At 63.0% G+C, this 14,377-nt stretch carries 13 protein-coding genes and 3 tRNA genes; 7 read left to right on the forward strand and 9 right to left on the reverse strand.

The annotated features are described in order from the left end of the window. Positions 1 to 142 precede the first annotated feature (142 nt). The 4 genes from VB672_RS21515 to VB672_RS21530 form a co-directional block, all read right to left on the reverse strand. Positions 143 to 2,371: an Ig-like domain-containing protein gene (locus VB672_RS21515; protein ID WP_329786268.1), complete on the reverse strand. Its 2,229-nt coding sequence runs from the start codon at positions 2,369 to 2,371 to the stop codon at positions 143 to 145. 471 nt (positions 2,372 to 2,842) lie between these two features. Beyond that, a complete protein-coding gene (locus VB672_RS21520; RefSeq protein WP_329786269.1) occupies positions 2,843 to 3,715 on the reverse strand; it encodes an HpcH/HpaI aldolase/citrate lyase family protein in 873 nt (290 codons plus the stop codon). After that, the gene (locus tag VB672_RS21525) at positions 3,715 to 4,194 is read right to left on the reverse strand and encodes a MaoC family dehydratase (protein ID WP_329786270.1); all 480 of its coding nucleotides are present in this window, start codon (positions 4,192 to 4,194) and stop codon (positions 3,715 to 3,717) included. The genes VB672_RS21520 and VB672_RS21525 overlap by 1 nt, the downstream gene beginning before the upstream one ends. 53 nt (positions 4,195 to 4,247) lie before the next feature. Next, complete coding sequence (locus VB672_RS21530; RefSeq protein WP_329786271.1) at positions 4,248 to 5,021, reverse strand: NAD kinase; 774 nt, start codon at positions 5,019 to 5,021, stop codon at positions 4,248 to 4,250. A 49-nt stretch (positions 5,022 to 5,070) separates the two neighbouring features. On the opposite strand from VB672_RS21530, the gene cutA reads away from it, so the two are divergent. Continuing rightward, positions 5,071 to 5,400, forward strand: a complete 330-nt coding sequence (gene cutA / locus VB672_RS21535) for a divalent-cation tolerance protein CutA (protein ID WP_329786272.1) — start codon at positions 5,071 to 5,073, stop codon at positions 5,398 to 5,400. Here cutA and VB672_RS21540 read toward each other — a convergent pair. Both VB672_RS21540 and VB672_RS21545 read right to left on the reverse strand, forming a co-directional pair. Beyond that, positions 5,397 to 6,383 carry an MBL fold metallo-hydrolase gene (locus VB672_RS21540; RefSeq protein ID WP_329786273.1) on the reverse strand — a complete coding sequence of 329 codons (987 nt, stop codon included), beginning with the start codon at positions 6,381 to 6,383 and terminating at the stop codon, positions 5,397 to 5,399. The genes cutA and VB672_RS21540 overlap by 4 nt on opposite strands. 86 nt (positions 6,384 to 6,469) lie before the next feature. Further along, positions 6,470 to 7,288, reverse strand: a complete 819-nt coding sequence (locus VB672_RS21545) for a TrmH family RNA methyltransferase (protein WP_329786274.1) — start codon at positions 7,286 to 7,288, stop codon at positions 6,470 to 6,472. A 164-nt stretch (positions 7,289 to 7,452) separates the two neighbouring features. Between VB672_RS21545 and VB672_RS21550 the strand changes: the two genes are divergently transcribed. Both VB672_RS21550 and VB672_RS21555 read left to right on the forward strand, forming a co-directional pair. Then, the gene (locus VB672_RS21550; RefSeq protein WP_329786275.1) at positions 7,453 to 7,629 is read left to right on the forward strand and encodes a hypothetical protein; all 177 of its coding nucleotides are present in this window, start codon (positions 7,453 to 7,455) and stop codon (positions 7,627 to 7,629) included. 922 nt (positions 7,630 to 8,551) lie between these two features. Next, entirely contained in the window at positions 8,552 to 8,809 is a 258-nt protein-coding gene (locus tag VB672_RS21555; RefSeq protein ID WP_329786276.1) for a hypothetical protein, read from the forward strand. A 386-nt stretch (positions 8,810 to 9,195) separates the two neighbouring features. Here VB672_RS21555 and VB672_RS21560 read toward each other — a convergent pair. Continuing rightward, positions 9,196 to 9,270 (reverse strand) — tRNA-Thr (locus VB672_RS21560). Between the two features lie 140 nt (positions 9,271 to 9,410). Between VB672_RS21560 and VB672_RS21565 the strand changes: the two genes are divergently transcribed. Next, positions 9,411 to 9,722, forward strand: a complete 312-nt coding sequence (locus VB672_RS21565; RefSeq protein WP_329786277.1) for a hypothetical protein — start codon at positions 9,411 to 9,413, stop codon at positions 9,720 to 9,722. A gap of 73 nt (positions 9,723 to 9,795) precedes the next feature. Here VB672_RS21565 and VB672_RS21570 read toward each other — a convergent pair whose 3' ends face one another. Both VB672_RS21570 and VB672_RS21575 read right to left on the reverse strand, forming a co-directional pair. Beyond that, complete coding sequence (locus VB672_RS21570; protein WP_329786278.1) at positions 9,796 to 11,514, reverse strand: MFS transporter; 1,719 nt, start codon at positions 11,512 to 11,514, stop codon at positions 9,796 to 9,798. Positions 11,515 to 11,750: 236 nt separating this feature from the next. Further along, entirely contained in the window at positions 11,751 to 12,575 is an 825-nt protein-coding gene (locus VB672_RS21575; protein WP_329786279.1) for a TrmH family RNA methyltransferase, read from the reverse strand. Positions 12,576 to 12,766: 191 nt separating this feature from the next. On the opposite strand from VB672_RS21575, the gene VB672_RS21580 reads away from it, so the two are divergent. The 3 genes from VB672_RS21580 (at position 12,767) to tuf (ending at position 14,364) form a co-directional block, all read left to right on the forward strand. Beyond that, positions 12,767 to 12,851 (forward strand) — tRNA-Tyr (locus VB672_RS21580). Between the two features lie 17 nt (positions 12,852 to 12,868). Next, positions 12,869 to 12,942 (forward strand) — tRNA-Gly (locus VB672_RS21585). Positions 12,943 to 13,173: 231 nt separating this feature from the next. After that, positions 13,174 to 14,364: an elongation factor Tu gene (gene tuf, locus VB672_RS21590; protein WP_329786280.1), complete on the forward strand. Its 1,191-nt coding sequence runs from the start codon at positions 13,174 to 13,176 to the stop codon at positions 14,362 to 14,364. Positions 14,365 to 14,377 lie beyond the last annotated feature (13 nt).

A 14,377-nucleotide genomic window follows, 5' to 3' on the forward strand; every position in this document is an offset into this window, starting at 1 on the left:
GCGACGCCGAAGAAAAATTACTCTAACACGGGGCGGGGGGGGTGAGGAAGGACGCGTCTGCCAACTAAAAATAAAAGGCGGTAACAAAAAAAACGCGCCCTCCGAGCAGCCACCCAGGCCGCTTCGTTTCGGTGAGGCTCACTTAGATGACGAAGAAGTCCTTTTCGGTCATCTTCAGGTTCCTGGAGAGCTGAGCGAATTCGACCGCCTTGCCCTTGCCCGAACCGTCGGCATCGTAGGACAGCACGCCCGTCTTGCTGTTGTAGACGACGTAGTCGTTCTTGTCCTTGGCCTTGTCGCCGGTGGTGAAGTAGTTCTTGTTCAGCTTGCCGACTTTCACGAGCTTCTTGAAGATCGCATTGTCGAGCTGGATGCTGTCGTCACGCACCGAGAAGTCCTTGATCGTGTCGAAGTTGACCTTGCGGTCGGTGCTCGACGTGCCGAGGGCCGTGTCGAACACGAAGACATCCTTGCCTTTCTCGCCCCACAGCGTGTCGTTGTCGGCGCCGCCGGAGAGTTTGTCGTCACCGGCGCCGCCTTTGAACGTGTCCTTTCCGGAACCACCCGTGAGCATGTCGGCCGTGGCCGTGCCCGTGACGATCTCTGCACCGATGTCGGTCACATTGATGGTGAAGGACTTTTCGAAGGTCGCACCAGCGGCGTCCTTCACACGGACTTTCACCGTGTGCGACATGGCCTGCTCGTAATCGAGTTTGACGCCATCGGCGACCTTCAGGGTGCCGGTCGCATCGATCGTGAAGCGTCCGCCTGCGTTATCCACCAGTTCATAGGTAAATGAGCCGCCTTCAGGATCAGAGACCGTCAGCTTGCCGACTTCCTTTCCAGCTGTCGCGTTTTCTTCGATCTTGGCGCTCGACAGAGAGACATTCCGCGGCGCGTCGTTGACACGCTTGACGGTCAGCGTGAACGTCTGAGGCTCGCTCTTCTCTCCATGCTCATCCACGGCCCGATACTGGAAGGTAACCTCGCCGTTGAAATCGGCCGCCGGCGCGTAGCTGAAGGTGCCGTCAGCGTTGAGCGTCAGGCCTGCCACCGGCGCAACCAGTTCGTAGGTGAGGTCGTCACCGTCGGCATCCGTTGCGTCCGGAAGCTCGCCGATGAGGATCTTGTCCTCATCGCCGGAAGCGCTGTTGCCGGTCGTGGCCGCAACAGGGGCGCGGTTGGGCTGCGTCACGGTGATCGTGAAGGTTTGAGCCGCGCTCGTGCCTCCATTCGAATCCTTGGCCTTGTACTGGAAGGTGACGTTGCCGGTGAAGTCGTCAGCCGGCTCGTAGGAGAAGCTGCCGTTCGCGTTGAGCGTCAGGCCTGCCACAGGAGCAACCAGCTCGTAGGTGAGGGCGTCGCCGTCCACGTCGGACCCGACCGGAACGTTGCCGGTGATGGTCGTGTTCACGGTTCCGGAAACGCTGTTGCCGGTCGTGGCGGCCGTGGGGTCGTCGTTCACGCCGGTCACCGTGATCGTGATGGTCTCCTCCGCTGTGCCGTCAAAGGATGTGACGGTCAGCGTCTGCTCGACCTCTTCACCCTCCTTGAGGGACTGAGCGGCGTCGTTGTTGAGGGTGAAGGTCCACGCGCCGGTCTCATGATCGAAAGCGAACGTACCGTAAGTCTTCTGAAGATCTGCCGCATCAACAGCCTGGAAAACGTCCTCTCCCCAGTCTTCGTCCTGCACCGAGAGAGTGCCGAAGACGACCTGCGCGATGCCATCCTCGTCCAATGTACCGGTAAAATCGCCAGTGATGGTCGCAAGGTGTTCAGCCTCGATTTCGGCATCAGCCTCCTCAAGCGCAGCGATGATCTTGCCGTCGCCGAAGAATTTGCCGCCCTGCAGATCGTTCCGGAGAGCGAGCATGCGGGCACCGAGCTCGGCCATGTAGGCCGGCTCGCCGAGGTGGCTGACGATTTCGGCCAGGACAGTGGTGAAAGCGTCGTCCGCCAAATCCGTAGCGCGCGCGACAGCATCTGCGTCACCGCTGTTCGACCACGCTTCGATCAGATCCTGGCGATCCTGATTGACCAGTTCGATGGTATCCAGGATCGCATCCGTCATCTCGGCTGCCGTCGTGGCCGCGTCGAGTGCCGTGATGAATTCATACTTGGCGTATTCGACGTCGATCTGCATGTCGACGGCGGCCTGCACGTCCTCGATCGTGGTGAAGTTGCCGAACAGGGTCTTGATCTCGAGCACGCCGAGGCCGATCGCCTTTTCACGACCGCCGCCATCAGGGAGAGTGTTCAGCTTGTCGAGATGGTCCTGATCGAGCAGATCGCCACTGTTGTCTTTGATAGCCGCCAGCGTTGCTGCCCAATCGGCGGCATTGTTAAAAGCATCGATGATAGCTTGAGACATCTCATATTCCCCCATGGTTCGCCGGCCAGCGAACCCGTCTGTGCGCCAGTGCAGCTCCTGAAGACGGCCGCAAGGCTTTGTGGATTGACCTGTGTCCAGCCCACGTCCGAGCACGGAGGAGGGACTTATTGTGACGCCGTATCGGATAAGGGGATGAGGCCGGCGCGGGAACTATCCGTTTGGATAGTATATAACGTTTATATTCCTTCCGGCGGAATTGCTATCGCCAGGTGGCTTTTCAGCCACAGCGGGGCCACCTAAGTAGGAAATGTAACTGCCGTTCCGTATAATTCGCCCCTGGGCCCAGGGGCTATCGAGAGCGCCTGGAACAGAAGCGCTTGGGCTGGCCTCTTAACAGAACCCGAGAAGGCACCGGACCTCGTGGATTCCATATGAAGCTCGGACAGTCGTGCCGATCATCAGAGGCAACCAATGACCTTGGCGGCCGGTCTCCGAGCCGTCATGAAGCACTTAGACCCGCCCAGCGCGCCTCAGGAGTCGCTCGGCCCGCAGCAGGTGAGGGCGATCCAGCATCTCGCCGTTCAAGCCGACCACGCCTGCACCCGGATTGGATTTGAACGCCTCGATCACGGCCTGTGCGCGCTCGACGGCCTCGGGAGACGGCGTGAAGGCCTCGTTGATCACCGGGACCTGGGCGGGGTGGATCGCCATCTTGGCCACGAAACCGTCGCGCCGGGCGGCCCGGCACTCGGCCGCGAGACCGGCCGTGTCGCGGAAGTTGGTGAAGACGGAGTCGATCGCATCGACGCTCGCCGCCGCGGCACCCAGGAGGGTGAGGGAGCGGGCGAGCCGGTACGGATCCGTATAGGCGCCGTCCTCTCCCCGGTTGGTCTCGGCGCCGAGATCGGCCGACAGGTCCTCGCCGCCCCAGGTCAGGCCCATGAGCCGATGGCTCGAGCCAGCGAAGGTGCCGAGGGCGAAAACGCCGGCGGCGTTTTCCGTCGTGATGGCGAGGATGCGGGTGGCGCCGTCCTCCAGGCCGAATTCCGCTTCGCGCACCGCCAGCTTGGCGCCGAGATGGGCCACGTCCGCTCCGCCGATGGCCTTCGGCAGCACGATCCCGTCGGGGCCTGAGCGCATCACACCGTCGAGATCCGCATCGATCAGGCCCGTCGTCAGCCCGTTGACGCGGACAAACAGGCGGGGGCGGTCAGCGCTCTTGCTCTGTTCGGAGAGAAACGCGGACGTGATGCGCCGGGCCTCTTCCTTGGCGTCGAGGGCAACCGAATCCTCCAGATCGATGAGGAGCACGTCGGCGCCCGACGTCATGCCCTTCTCGAGCTTCTTCGGGCTGTCGCCAGGCACGAACAGCAGCGAACGCATCAGGCGCTCCTCTTGCGCATGAAGGCCTGCCGGCGGCATTCGGCCACCAGCGTCCCGTCCTGCTTGTACGCGCGGTGGATGAACTCGACGATGCCGGCATCCGGGCGCGACTTGGATTCACGCTTGGCGACGATCTCCGTCGTGGCGCTGACCGTGTCGCCCTCGAAGAGCGGCGCGGGAAACTTCACGTCCGTCATGCCGAGATTGGCGATGGTGGTCCCCACCGTGGTGTCGTTGACGGAGATGCCGATCAGGAGTCCGAGGGTGAACAGGGAATTCATGAGCGGCTTGCCCCATTCCGTCTCGGTGGCACAGAAATGCGCATCGATGTGGAGCGGCTGCGGGTTCAGCGTCATATTGGAGAACAGCATGTTGTCCATCTGCGTCACCGTCCGGGTCAGGCGGTGATTGATGGTGGTGCCGACGGTGAAATCCTCGAAGTAAAGGCCACCCCTCGGGTGCCTGCTCTCATCGTTCATGACGTTGCCTCATCGTTGTGAACGGCATGTTGGAACCCATGCCTTTGGTGTCATCAATAACCGAACTGTTCTCGCAGGATTCGCTCGTCCAGGCTGTGGCCGGGATCGTGCAGCATCACGAGATCGACGCTGCGATCCATGGAGACATGCACGTGGGAGACGTTGCGGAATTCCGTGTGGTCGGCCACCGCACTGACGGGGCGGTTCTCCGCTTCCAGAACCTCGACCTGGATCTTGGCGTAGTCCGGCAGGAGAGCCCCGCGCCAGCGGCGGGGACGGAAGGCGGAAATCGGCGTCAGGGCCAGCAGGGGTGCATTGAGCGGCAGGATCGTTCCGCCCACGGAAAGGTTATAGGCCGTCGATCCGGCGGGCGTCGACACCAGGATGCCGTCGGCGATGAGCTCGGGAATCCGCACGTGAGAATCGACGCTCACACGCAGCTTGCCCGCCTGATAGGTCTGCCGCAGCATCGAGACTTCGTTGATGGCGCGGGCCGTGTGAGCCACCCCGTGCACGTCCCAGGCGACCATCAGCAGGGGGTGCACGACGCTGCGCTCGGCGGCCTCCAGGCGCTCGAACAGATCTTCTTCCCGGTAGTCGTTCATCAGGAAGCCGACCGTGCCCTTGTTCATGCCGTAGATGGGCTTGGCCGTGCCCATGAGCCGGTGAAGGCTCTGCAGCATCAGGCCGTCGCCGCCGAGCGCCACGATGGCATCGGCCTCCTCGGGAGCAACATTAGCATAGCGGCCCTGCAGGGTCTTCAGCGCGCCCTGGGCGTCCGGCGCGGCGCTGGCGACGAATGCGATATGGTTGAAACGGCGGGCCATGCCCAGTTACCCTCGTGGCGTCCGATCGGATGCGGAGGAAAGGCATAGCATGGATCGCCCACTTCTCGTCTATACGACCTTTCCCGATGTGGACACCGCCCTGTCGATCGGGGAAGCGCTCGTCCGGGACCGGCTGATCGCCTGCATCAACGTGCTGCCGGGGATGAGGTCCGTCTACGCCTGGAAGGGCGCGATCGAGCAGGGGCAGGAAGCGGTCGGCATCCTGAAGAGCCGCAAGGGCCTTCAGGACGAGGTGCATCGGGCCCTCAAGGAGCGGCATCCTTACGAGACGCCGGTCGTGCTCTTCATCGAGCCGACCGGCGCAGATGCGGCCACCCTGGAGTGGCTTGTGGCGGAAACGGCCGGAGACCGACCTTAGACGGCCGGGCTCCACTGGACCGGCACAAAGCGGAAGCCGTTGCCGTCCTTGGCGATATGTCCGGTCGCCGGGAAGGGTGCGTGATAGAACGCGACCTGCGCCCGCTCGGAGGCCGCCATGTCGAGCATCCTGCGGCGGGTGGCCCGGGCCTGGTCCGCATCCATGTCGAAAACAGCCGACCAGTCCGGATTGCGGACGAAGAGGGCCGGGTGGTTCGCGGTATCCGACAGGATCAGCAATCGACCGGAGCCGGAGGACAGCATGAAGGCCGTGTGACCGGGCGTGTGTCCGGGAGCTGCGATGCTCGTCAGGCCCGGCACGATCTCCTTGTCGGCCTCATACTGCTTCACATCCTTGGCGATGGGACCGAAGACGCGACGCGCGCCCTGGAAGCCGCCCCGGGCATTCTCCGGAGCCTGGTTCATGCGGGCGTCATCCATCCAGAAGGCCCATTCAGCGGCCGGCACCATCACTTCGGCATTCGGGAAGACGGCAGTCCCGTCCTTGCGGCGGAGGCCGTTGATGTGGTCGCCGTGGAAATGGCTGATGACGACGGTGTTGACCTGCGACGGGTCGAAGCCGGCGGCACGGAAGTTGTCCATCCACCGGCCGGTGGTGGGAGCGCCCATGTCTCCGTTGCCCGTGTCGACAATGGTCAATCGGTCGCCGTTCCTGATGACGAGAGCGTTGAAGGTATTCTGGATGGTATCCTGGGGCAGGAACGCCTCGCGGGCGGCCTGCTGGACGGCCGACAGTTCCGCGTTGCGGATGAAGCCCTCGAGGGCACGCGGGGCGATGCCGTCGTTGATGGCCGTCACCTCGATGTCGCCGACCTTGTAACGATAGAAGCCGGGCGCTTGGCGGCTGCCGGATCCCTGCGCGGGAGCCGGGGCCGGCGCGGCGGTTTGAGCGAGAACGGGCGCCCCGAGGGGCGCAGCAGCAAGGGCAGTACTGGCGAGAACGGTGCGGCGTGTGATCGTCATGAACGTCTCCAGGCATGCGAGCGGAAGCACGGGAGCAGGAGCCTAGAACGGCCAGGCTTGGAGACAAGACATCCGCCTTTCACAAGTCAGCGAGCGATCGCGTCATGACGGCTGGCCTGGGAGAGGTGATGCAAAGCGATCCCGCTCGTGGTCGCCACGTTCAGGGAGTCGAAGCCGCCGCTCATGGGGATCGACACGGTCCTGGTCCGCGCCAGCAGGTCGGCGGGCAGGCCGGGGCCTTCGGCTCCCAGGAGCAGGGCCGTTCGACGGGAAGGCTGGACCTGCGAGAGAACCTCTCGGCCGGACGGGGACAGGGCCATCACGTCGAAGGACGCGTCCTGCAGGATCTGCACCATCTCCTCCGCGGAGCCGACCCGCGTGAAGGGTACCACAAGCGCGCCGCCGACCGAGACACGGATGGCCTTGCGATAAAGCGGATCGCAGGTCTCGCCGTCGAGCAGGACCGCCCCGGCGCCGAAGGCCGCCGCATTGCGGAAGATCCCACCGACATTGTCATGGTTGGCCAAGCCGATCAATCCAACCACGAGCGCTTCCTCCGGCATCTGCGCGAGCAGCTCCGCCGCCGGCGGCAAGGACGCCCGGTGAGCGATGGCCAGGATGCCCCTGTGGATCGGAAAACCCACGATGGCGTCCATCACCGTCCGGTTCGCCATATAGACCGGAACGTCCCGGGAGAGCAGGCGCAGGGCATCGCCCAGGGCTTCGAGCCGGTTCTCCGCCAGCAGGAGCGATTCGATCCGGAATCGGGTTTGCTTGAGGAGAAGCCTCAGGACCACTTCTCCTTCCGCGATGAAGCTGTGCTGCCGCCCGGCAAGATCGCGCTCCCGCACGGCACGATAGGCTTCGATCCGAGGGTCGTCAGGGTCTGAAACGGCAATCGGCATGAGATCTCTATGAATACGAGGCGGCCCGGGTTTTCTCGTCTGTCTAATGCCGGAAGCCGGCTTTGCCTATGCATGACGTCCCTGGGAACAACGACTTGGCATTCCGGTTAGCCCATTAAGAAAGCCGGGACTGCGCTCGGCAGTCCCTCGCAAGGAGACGATCGATGGATTGGGATATAGCCGATGGTTGGGTGTGGGCCGTGGTGATTGTCGGCGGGCCTTTGCTGATCGGCATCTTCATGGCGGTTTTCGGCAGCCGTCGCCGCAGGCTGTCGCGAACCGAGCAGAAGATCTCGGATCAGGCAGCCCATGAAAACTGGGGCAAGGAGCGCGTTCGTTAGCACCGCACCTGATCAACACTTGCCAGTGCCTGGAACGAGGCTCCCTCGATATCAACATATCATGGGTAGGCGCGATGCCTGCCTGTGATGAACATTCAGTGGCCGGACCTTGGGCCGGAGGCCGGATCTTGAAGCGACAATCCGGCGAGTTCCCTCGACAAGCGGCTCGTCATGACGGCAACCACGACTGCAGAAGCCACAGCCGCCGAGCCCATCACGTTCAGCAAGAGCACGTCCACATACGCCTCCACGACCTGAAGCGAGCAGCCTAAGCCTCATTCCTGGAAGTTCTGCCTGGGCAGTCGGGCTACCCCGACGGACGGTCGGCAGGTCGCCGATTGGGTAGAACCCTCTGGACGCTCCCGAACATGTGAAGCGAGCACGGTCAAATAGGCCCATCCGTGGAGATCCCGGTTGAAACAATCGGGCCGTTCATCCGTCGACTGGAAGCTTCGAACGATGAGGATGGAACAATGAAAACGAAAACGGTGCCGGTGCTGACGGTCGCATGGGTCCTGGCGGCTTCGCAGGGCATTGCCATGGCTCAATCGAACCCGGCGACGCGATCCTGCATGCAGGGCGAGCAGGAAATTGGAGGAGTCTGCCAGCCGCTGACAAGGTCTCCCGGTCGATCAAGCAGCGACAGGCCGGATTCCGGGGGCCCAGGCAGCACCGGCAACACTGACGGCGGCAACTCGCAGGGCGGCCAGAACTCAGGCGGATCAGGCGGGCAGGGCGGGAGCGGATCCGGAGGCAGCGGATCCGGAGGCCGGGGAGGCTAGCGAACGCCTCGCTCCCAGCAAGCGGCATACGAAAGGGAGTGTGCGTGCCGGCGGCCAGCCTACCGGTTCTGCCTCTGGCATTCCCTCGCAGTCCCAGCCCGCAAGCTTGGCAATGAGCGGCCAGCGCGTTATGCCGAGGCATGCTCAAGCTTGAAGATGGTCTTCCCGGCCAATCCGTTTCTTCGCTTCATCAGCCGGACGAACTGGGAAGGCTCACGAACGACATCAACGATCTCAAGCAGCGGATCTCCGATCAGGTCGCGCTCATTCAGGAACTCGCTTGGGAGGCTCAGCCCACCGCATCGGCCAAGGCGGCTCTGCACGAGATGCAGGAGACGCTCAGGGATTGGTGCGCTCACCGCGACCTGCTCGTGAAGTTCCAAGCGGCGGAGCCCTAGAGCATCGGACCCGACCGTGGAATGCACTTTACGCTGGCGCGGCCCGCAGGGTCCGCTCAATGCCCTAGTTCATCGGACATGGAATAAGCCGGGATCCTCCCTCGTTAACTGAAAGCGACAGGGATGGGGGCGCTTCATGGATGCCGATGACACGAGATCTCTTTGGCTTGCCTTGCTGGCAGCCCTGGGCCTGAGCTTCCTGGCCCTGCTGGTTGCCGTCTATTTGAGCTATTTGAGCGTCGCCTTGGACTGAGGCGCTCCGGTCGCGTTCGGAACTTTCGACCGTCGCGACGCGAACAGCATCGTGCGCGTGTCCTGCATCAGAGAAGGACGCGTCCATGATTCTTGTTGCTGCTGAAGGGCTTTGCCACTCAAGGAAAAGAGAGTGGTGCCGGTGGAGAGGATCGAACTCCCGACCTTCGGTTTACAAAACCGCTGCACTACCGCTGTGCTACACCGGCCGATGCCACGGGTGCTCAGGTAGCAGTCCGCGAAGCAGGACGCAAGTTCCACACAAATGTAAATATTAAGTGTCCTGGCACACCGAAACCAACCCTGAATTCTGGAATTGTTAGGAAAACCTGATCACGGAGTTGGTGTGATGAAGACCTCAGGGGCTTCTGCTCGTAGACGATTTTCGCCGCTCGGCGGCGGTCTCAAGATCATGGCCGGTCTGGCCATTGCCGTAGGATTCGGTCTCGCGGCGGAGCGCACGGATGCCGCTCACGCGGGCCATACGGTGACGGCCAAGCCCGTCAAGGCGACGGCAACGGCGGTTGCCGCAAAAGACGTGGAGACCACGTCTTCAATCGAATCGAAACCGACGAACGACGGGTCCTGCGACATCTCCCGCAAGCGCCTGTTCGTGGAAGGCGAAGGTTGGATCGTCCGCCGCGTGACGACCTGCTACTGAGCCGCGATCTCTTGTGCGGCAAATGAAAAGCCCCGCCAGAAGGCGGGGCTTTCCGTTAGCGTTCTTCGGAAGTTCAGCGCTTCGCGCCGACGCCCTCGAAGGTCAGGATGTCCCGGTCCTTCGTCTCCGGCACGAAGAGGAGGCCGACCACGAAGGTCACCAGAGCGATCACGATCGGATACCAGAGGCCGTAGTAGATGTCGCCGGTAGCCGCCACCATGGCGAAGGCCGTCGGGGGCAGGAGGCCGCCGAACCAGCCGTTGGCGATGTGGTAGGGCAGGGACATCGCGGTGTAGCGGATGCGAGTGGGGAAGAACTCCACCAGAGCCGCCGCGATCGGGCCGTACACCATCGTGACGTAGATCACGAAGAGCGTCAGGATTCCGATGGCCTTCAGAGCCTGGGCGTTGCCGAGAGCCGAGAAGAAGCCGTTCACCTTCAGGATGCTCGGATCGCCGGCCTTCGGATAGCCCACTTCGGTCGCCGCAGCCGTGAAGGCCGTGATGTTGGCCGGAATGGCTGGAGCGATCGGGACATCCTTGCCGTTGAACGTCACCCGCGGAGCGGTGCCGGCGGCGGCCGGCACGAGTTCGTACTTGACCGCCGAGCGGGCCAGAGCCACGCGGGCGATGTCGCACGGAGCCGTGAAGGTGCGGATGCCGACCGGGTCGAACACGGAACCGCAGCTCGCCGGATCGGCCACGACCTGAACCTTGCCAGTCTCAAGAGCTTGGGTCAGGTTCGGGCTGACGACGTTGGTGAGGGCGCCGAAGAGCGGGAAGTAGGTGATCGCCGCGATCAGGCAGCCGCCGAGAATCACCGGCTTGCGGCCGATCTTGTCGGAGAGCGCGCCGAACAAAATGAAGCCGCCGGTGCCGATGATCAGCGACCAGGCGATCAGCACGTTCGAGGTGAGCAGGTCGACCTTCAGAATGCTCTGGAGGAAGAACAGGGCATAGAACTGGCCCGTGTACCACACGACCGCCTGACCGATGGCGAGACCGACCAGGGCGATGAGCACCATCTTGAGGTTGCTCCATTGGCCGAATGCCTCCTTGAGCGGAGCCTTCGACTGCGTGCCCTCTTCCTTCATCTTCTTGAAGGCCGGAGATTCTTGCATCTGGAGACGAATCCAGACCGAGATGCCGAGCAGCACGACGGAGAGCAGGAACGGGATGCGCCAGCCGGCAATGGGCCAGCCCTCGCCGGTCTGGAAGCCCTGCTCGCCCATCCAGGTGCGGAGAATGAGGATGACCGCCAGAGACAGCAGCAGGCCGACCGTGGCGGTGGTCTGAATGAAGCTGGTGTAGAAGCCGCGGCGGCCCACCGGAGCGTGCTCGGCCACGTAAACAGCAGCACCGCCGTACTCACCGCCGAGGGCGAGGCCCTGGAGCATGCGCAGGGCGATCAGGACCACGGGGGCGATCCAGCCGATTTGGTTGTAGCTCGGCAGCAGGCCGACCAGGAAGGTCGAGAAGCCCATGATCAGGATCGTGACCAGGAAGGTGTATTTCCGGCCGACAAGATCGCCGATGCGGCCGAAGAAGATGGCGCCGAACGGGCGCACCAGGAAGCCTGCCGCGAAGGCCAGGAGCGCGAAGACGTTACGGGTCGTCACGTCGAAGGCGGAGAAGAACTGCGCGCCGATGATCGTGGCGAGAGAGCCGTAGAGATAGAAATCGTACCATTCGAAGACGGTACCGAGAGAGGAGGCCAGAATGACCTTCTTTTCCTCCCGCGTCATCGGCCGCGCTGCGGCAGCCGAATGAGGCGTGGTAGCTGCTGTTGCCATAGGGTTCCCTTCCATTCATATGCCCGGTGATCCGGGTTCTGGGCCGCAAGCCCGCAAGGCGGGCTTTGGCCGAGGCATCGTGACTGCGCCGTGCAGCCAAGAATTCCATCGAACGGGAGGCTAACTCCGGCCTTTCTTTCCACAATTCACAATTGGTATTTGCGACTTCCGTCTAAGAAGCCGTGCGACCAAAGAAATTCATTATGAGACGCAACGGCTTAGCAGTATTGCGAGCTTTATCTACGGGCGCTCTTGGACGCTCCTTTAGTCACAGCATAAAGGCATATGGCAGCGGCGTTCGAGACGTTCAGGCTCTTGATGGCGCCGGGCATGTCGAGCCGGCCGATGACATCGCAGCATTCGCGCGTCCTCTGACGCAGTCCCTTTCCCTCCGAACCCAGCACGAGAACGACCGGCAGGGCGATTTCAATCTCGTCCAGGCTGGCCTCGCCCGAGGAATCGAGCCCGATTCGTTGAAAGCCCCGCTCGCCGAGCGCCGTCAGCGTGTCGCCGAGATTGCGCACGATCATGAAAGGCACATGCTCAAGGCCGCCCGATGCGGATTTCGCCAGGACGCCCGTGGCGGCCGGGCTGTGCCGGGCCGTCGTGATGATGGCCTCCACGTCGAAGGCTGCAGCCGTGCGGACGATAGCTCCGACATTGTGAGGGTCGGTGACCTGGTCGAGGACCAGGACCACGCGCTTACCGCTCAAGGTATCGACTGACGGGGAGGGCAGGGGGTCGGCCTCGGCATAGAGGCCTTGATGCACCGCATCCGGCTCCAGCAGGCGGTTGATCTCGTCCGGGCGGACGATCTCAGGTTCGATAGGCACGGGAACATCCAGCTCCTCGCTCAGGCGCCTGGCGGAATTTTCCGTGGCCAGGAGGCGGCGAATCGTCCGCTTGCCGTTGCGGATGGCTTCCACGACGGGATGCCAGCCATAGAGAATGGTGGTGTCGATCTCGAAGTTCGGCCGTCTGGCCTTGGGATCGCGGCGACCGGATTTCCCGTGCGGACGCTGGAATCTCGGCTTGCGTGATTGGAATGGGCGGTCGCTCATGCTCTCAGGATCTCGTGTGGTGACGGAAGGGCCATAGCACAGCGCGGGCCGGTTCACGACCCGTCCGATTTCGGTGCGCTTTGAGGTTGACACCGGCCATACAGGTCACCATAAGAGCGCCACGGAGCGCCCAGCCTCGGCGAGCGCTCTGCAGAACAGCCTCGGCGTTTTGCGTTCGGGTTGGGTTCTATGGGGGAATGTCCCGAGCGGCAAAGGGGGCGGACTGTAAATCCGCTGGCTATGCCTTCGTAGGTTCGAGTCCTACTTCCCCCACCACCCAATCAGATGGGCATGCGGGTGTAGCTCAATGGTAGAGCAGCAGCCTTCCAAGCTGAATACGAGGGTTCGATTCCCTTCACCCGCTCCACCTTCCACGAGGCTTCCCGCTCAGCTTGTAATTTTGGCACTTAACGCCTTTATACAGGCCGAACCTGCCCGGTGAGGAGATGCGTGACGATCCGGTCTCTGACAGGTCGGGCGATCGGGTTATCGGGCATTAGGTTCTGCAATATCGAAATTGGCTCTTGCGCAAACAGCGCAACCGCAATATCGGGACGCCCTGGGTTTTTTGTTCCTGGCCTATGCAAGGTAGAGATCAATGGCGAAGGAAAAGTTTGAGCGGACGAAGCCGCACTGCAACATTGGGACGATTGGTCACGTGGACCATGGCAAGACGTCTCTGACGGCGGCGATCACGAAGGTTCTGGCGGAGTCGGGCGGGGCGACGTTTACGGCCTACGACCAGATCGACAAGGCGCCGGAGGAGAAGGCGCGCGGCATCACGATCTCGACCGCGCACGTGGAGTACGAGACCACGAACCGGCACTATGCCCACGTGGACTGCCCCGGTCACGCCGACTACGTGAAGAACATGATCACGGGCGCGGCCCAGATGGACGGGGCGATCCTGGTGGTGTCCTCGGCCGACGGCCCGATGCCGCAGACGCGCGAGCACATCCTGCTGGCCCGTCAGGTGGGCGTGCCGGCGCTTGTGGTGTTCATGAACAAGGTCGACATGGTCGACGACGCCGAGCTGCTCGACCTGGTTGAGCTCGAGGTGCGCGAGCTTCTGTCGAAGTACGACTTCCCGGGCGACGACATTCCGATCGTGAAGGGCTCGGCCCTGTGCGCTCTGGAAGACCGTTCGCCTGAGATCGGGCGCGACCGGGTGCTTGAGCTGATGGCCGAGGTGGACCGCTACATCCCGCAGCCGGAGCGTCCGGTGGACCAGCCGTTCCTGATGCCGATCGAGGACGTGTTCTCGATCTCGGGCCGCGGCACGGTGGTGACGGGTCGCGTGGAGCGCGGCATCATCAAGGTGGGCGAGGAAGTGGAGATCGTGGGTCTGCGCGACACGCAGAAGACCACGGTGACGGGCGTGGAGATGTTCCGCAAGCTGCTCGACCAGGGCCAGGCGGGCGACAACGTGGGCGTTCTTTTGCGCGGCACGAAGCGCGAGGACGTGGAGCGCGGCCAGGTGCTGTGCAAGCCGGGCTCGATCAAGCCGCACACGAAGTTCAAGGCCGAGGCCTACATCCTGACGAAGGAAGAGGGTGGCCGTCACACGCCGTTCTTCGGCAACTACCGGCCGCAGTTCTACTTCCGCACGACGGACGTGACGGGCGTGGTGACGCTGCCTGAGGGCACCGAGATGGTGATGCCGGGCGACAACATCACCATGGAAGTGACGCTGATTGCCCCGATCGCCATGGAAGAGAAGCTGCGCTTTGCCATCCGCGAAGGCGGCCGGACCGTCGGCGCCGGCGTCGTCGCCGCCGTGATGGACTAACACGGATCCAGGT

It is taken from the genome of Microvirga sp. CF3016, assembly GCF_036314085.1.
GTDB lineage: Bacteria > Pseudomonadota > Alphaproteobacteria > Rhizobiales > Beijerinckiaceae > Microvirga.

Bases quoted from the DNA above. Each gene is read 5' to 3' on its own strand.
- tuf (WP_329786280.1), top strand. From the start codon at position 13,174: ATGGCGAAGGAAAAGTTTGAGCGGACGAAGCCGCACTGCAACATTGGG.
- VB672_RS21555 (WP_329786276.1), top strand. From the start codon at position 8,552: ATGCTCAAGCTTGAAGATGGTCTTCCCGGCCAATCCGTTTCTTCGCTT.
- cutA (WP_329786272.1), top strand. From the start codon at position 5,071: ATGGATCGCCCACTTCTCGTCTATACGACCTTTCCCGATGTGGACACC.
- VB672_RS21515 (WP_329786268.1), bottom strand. From the start codon at position 2,371: ATGTCTCAAGCTATCATCGATGCTTTTAACAATGCCGCCGATTGGGCA.
- VB672_RS21575 (WP_329786279.1), bottom strand. From the start codon at position 12,575: ATGAGCGACCGCCCATTCCAATCACGCAAGCCGAGATTCCAGCGTCCG.
- VB672_RS21545 (WP_329786274.1), bottom strand. From the start codon at position 7,288: ATGCCGATTGCCGTTTCAGACCCTGACGACCCTCGGATCGAAGCCTAT.
- VB672_RS21520 (WP_329786269.1), bottom strand. From the start codon at position 3,715: ATGCGTTCGCTGCTGTTCGTGCCTGGCGACAGCCCGAAGAAGCTCGAG.
- VB672_RS21550 (WP_329786275.1), top strand. From the start codon at position 7,453: ATGGATTGGGATATAGCCGATGGTTGGGTGTGGGCCGTGGTGATTGTC.
- VB672_RS21530 (WP_329786271.1), bottom strand. From the start codon at position 5,021: ATGGCCCGCCGTTTCAACCATATCGCATTCGTCGCCAGCGCCGCGCCG.
- VB672_RS21565 (WP_329786277.1), top strand. From the start codon at position 9,411: ATGAAGACCTCAGGGGCTTCTGCTCGTAGACGATTTTCGCCGCTCGGC.
- VB672_RS21525 (WP_329786270.1), bottom strand. From the start codon at position 4,194: ATGAACGATGAGAGCAGGCACCCGAGGGGTGGCCTTTACTTCGAGGAT.
- VB672_RS21570 (WP_329786278.1), bottom strand. From the start codon at position 11,514: ATGGCAACAGCAGCTACCACGCCTCATTCGGCTGCCGCAGCGCGGCCG.
- VB672_RS21540 (WP_329786273.1), bottom strand. From the start codon at position 6,383: ATGACGATCACACGCCGCACCGTTCTCGCCAGTACTGCCCTTGCTGCT.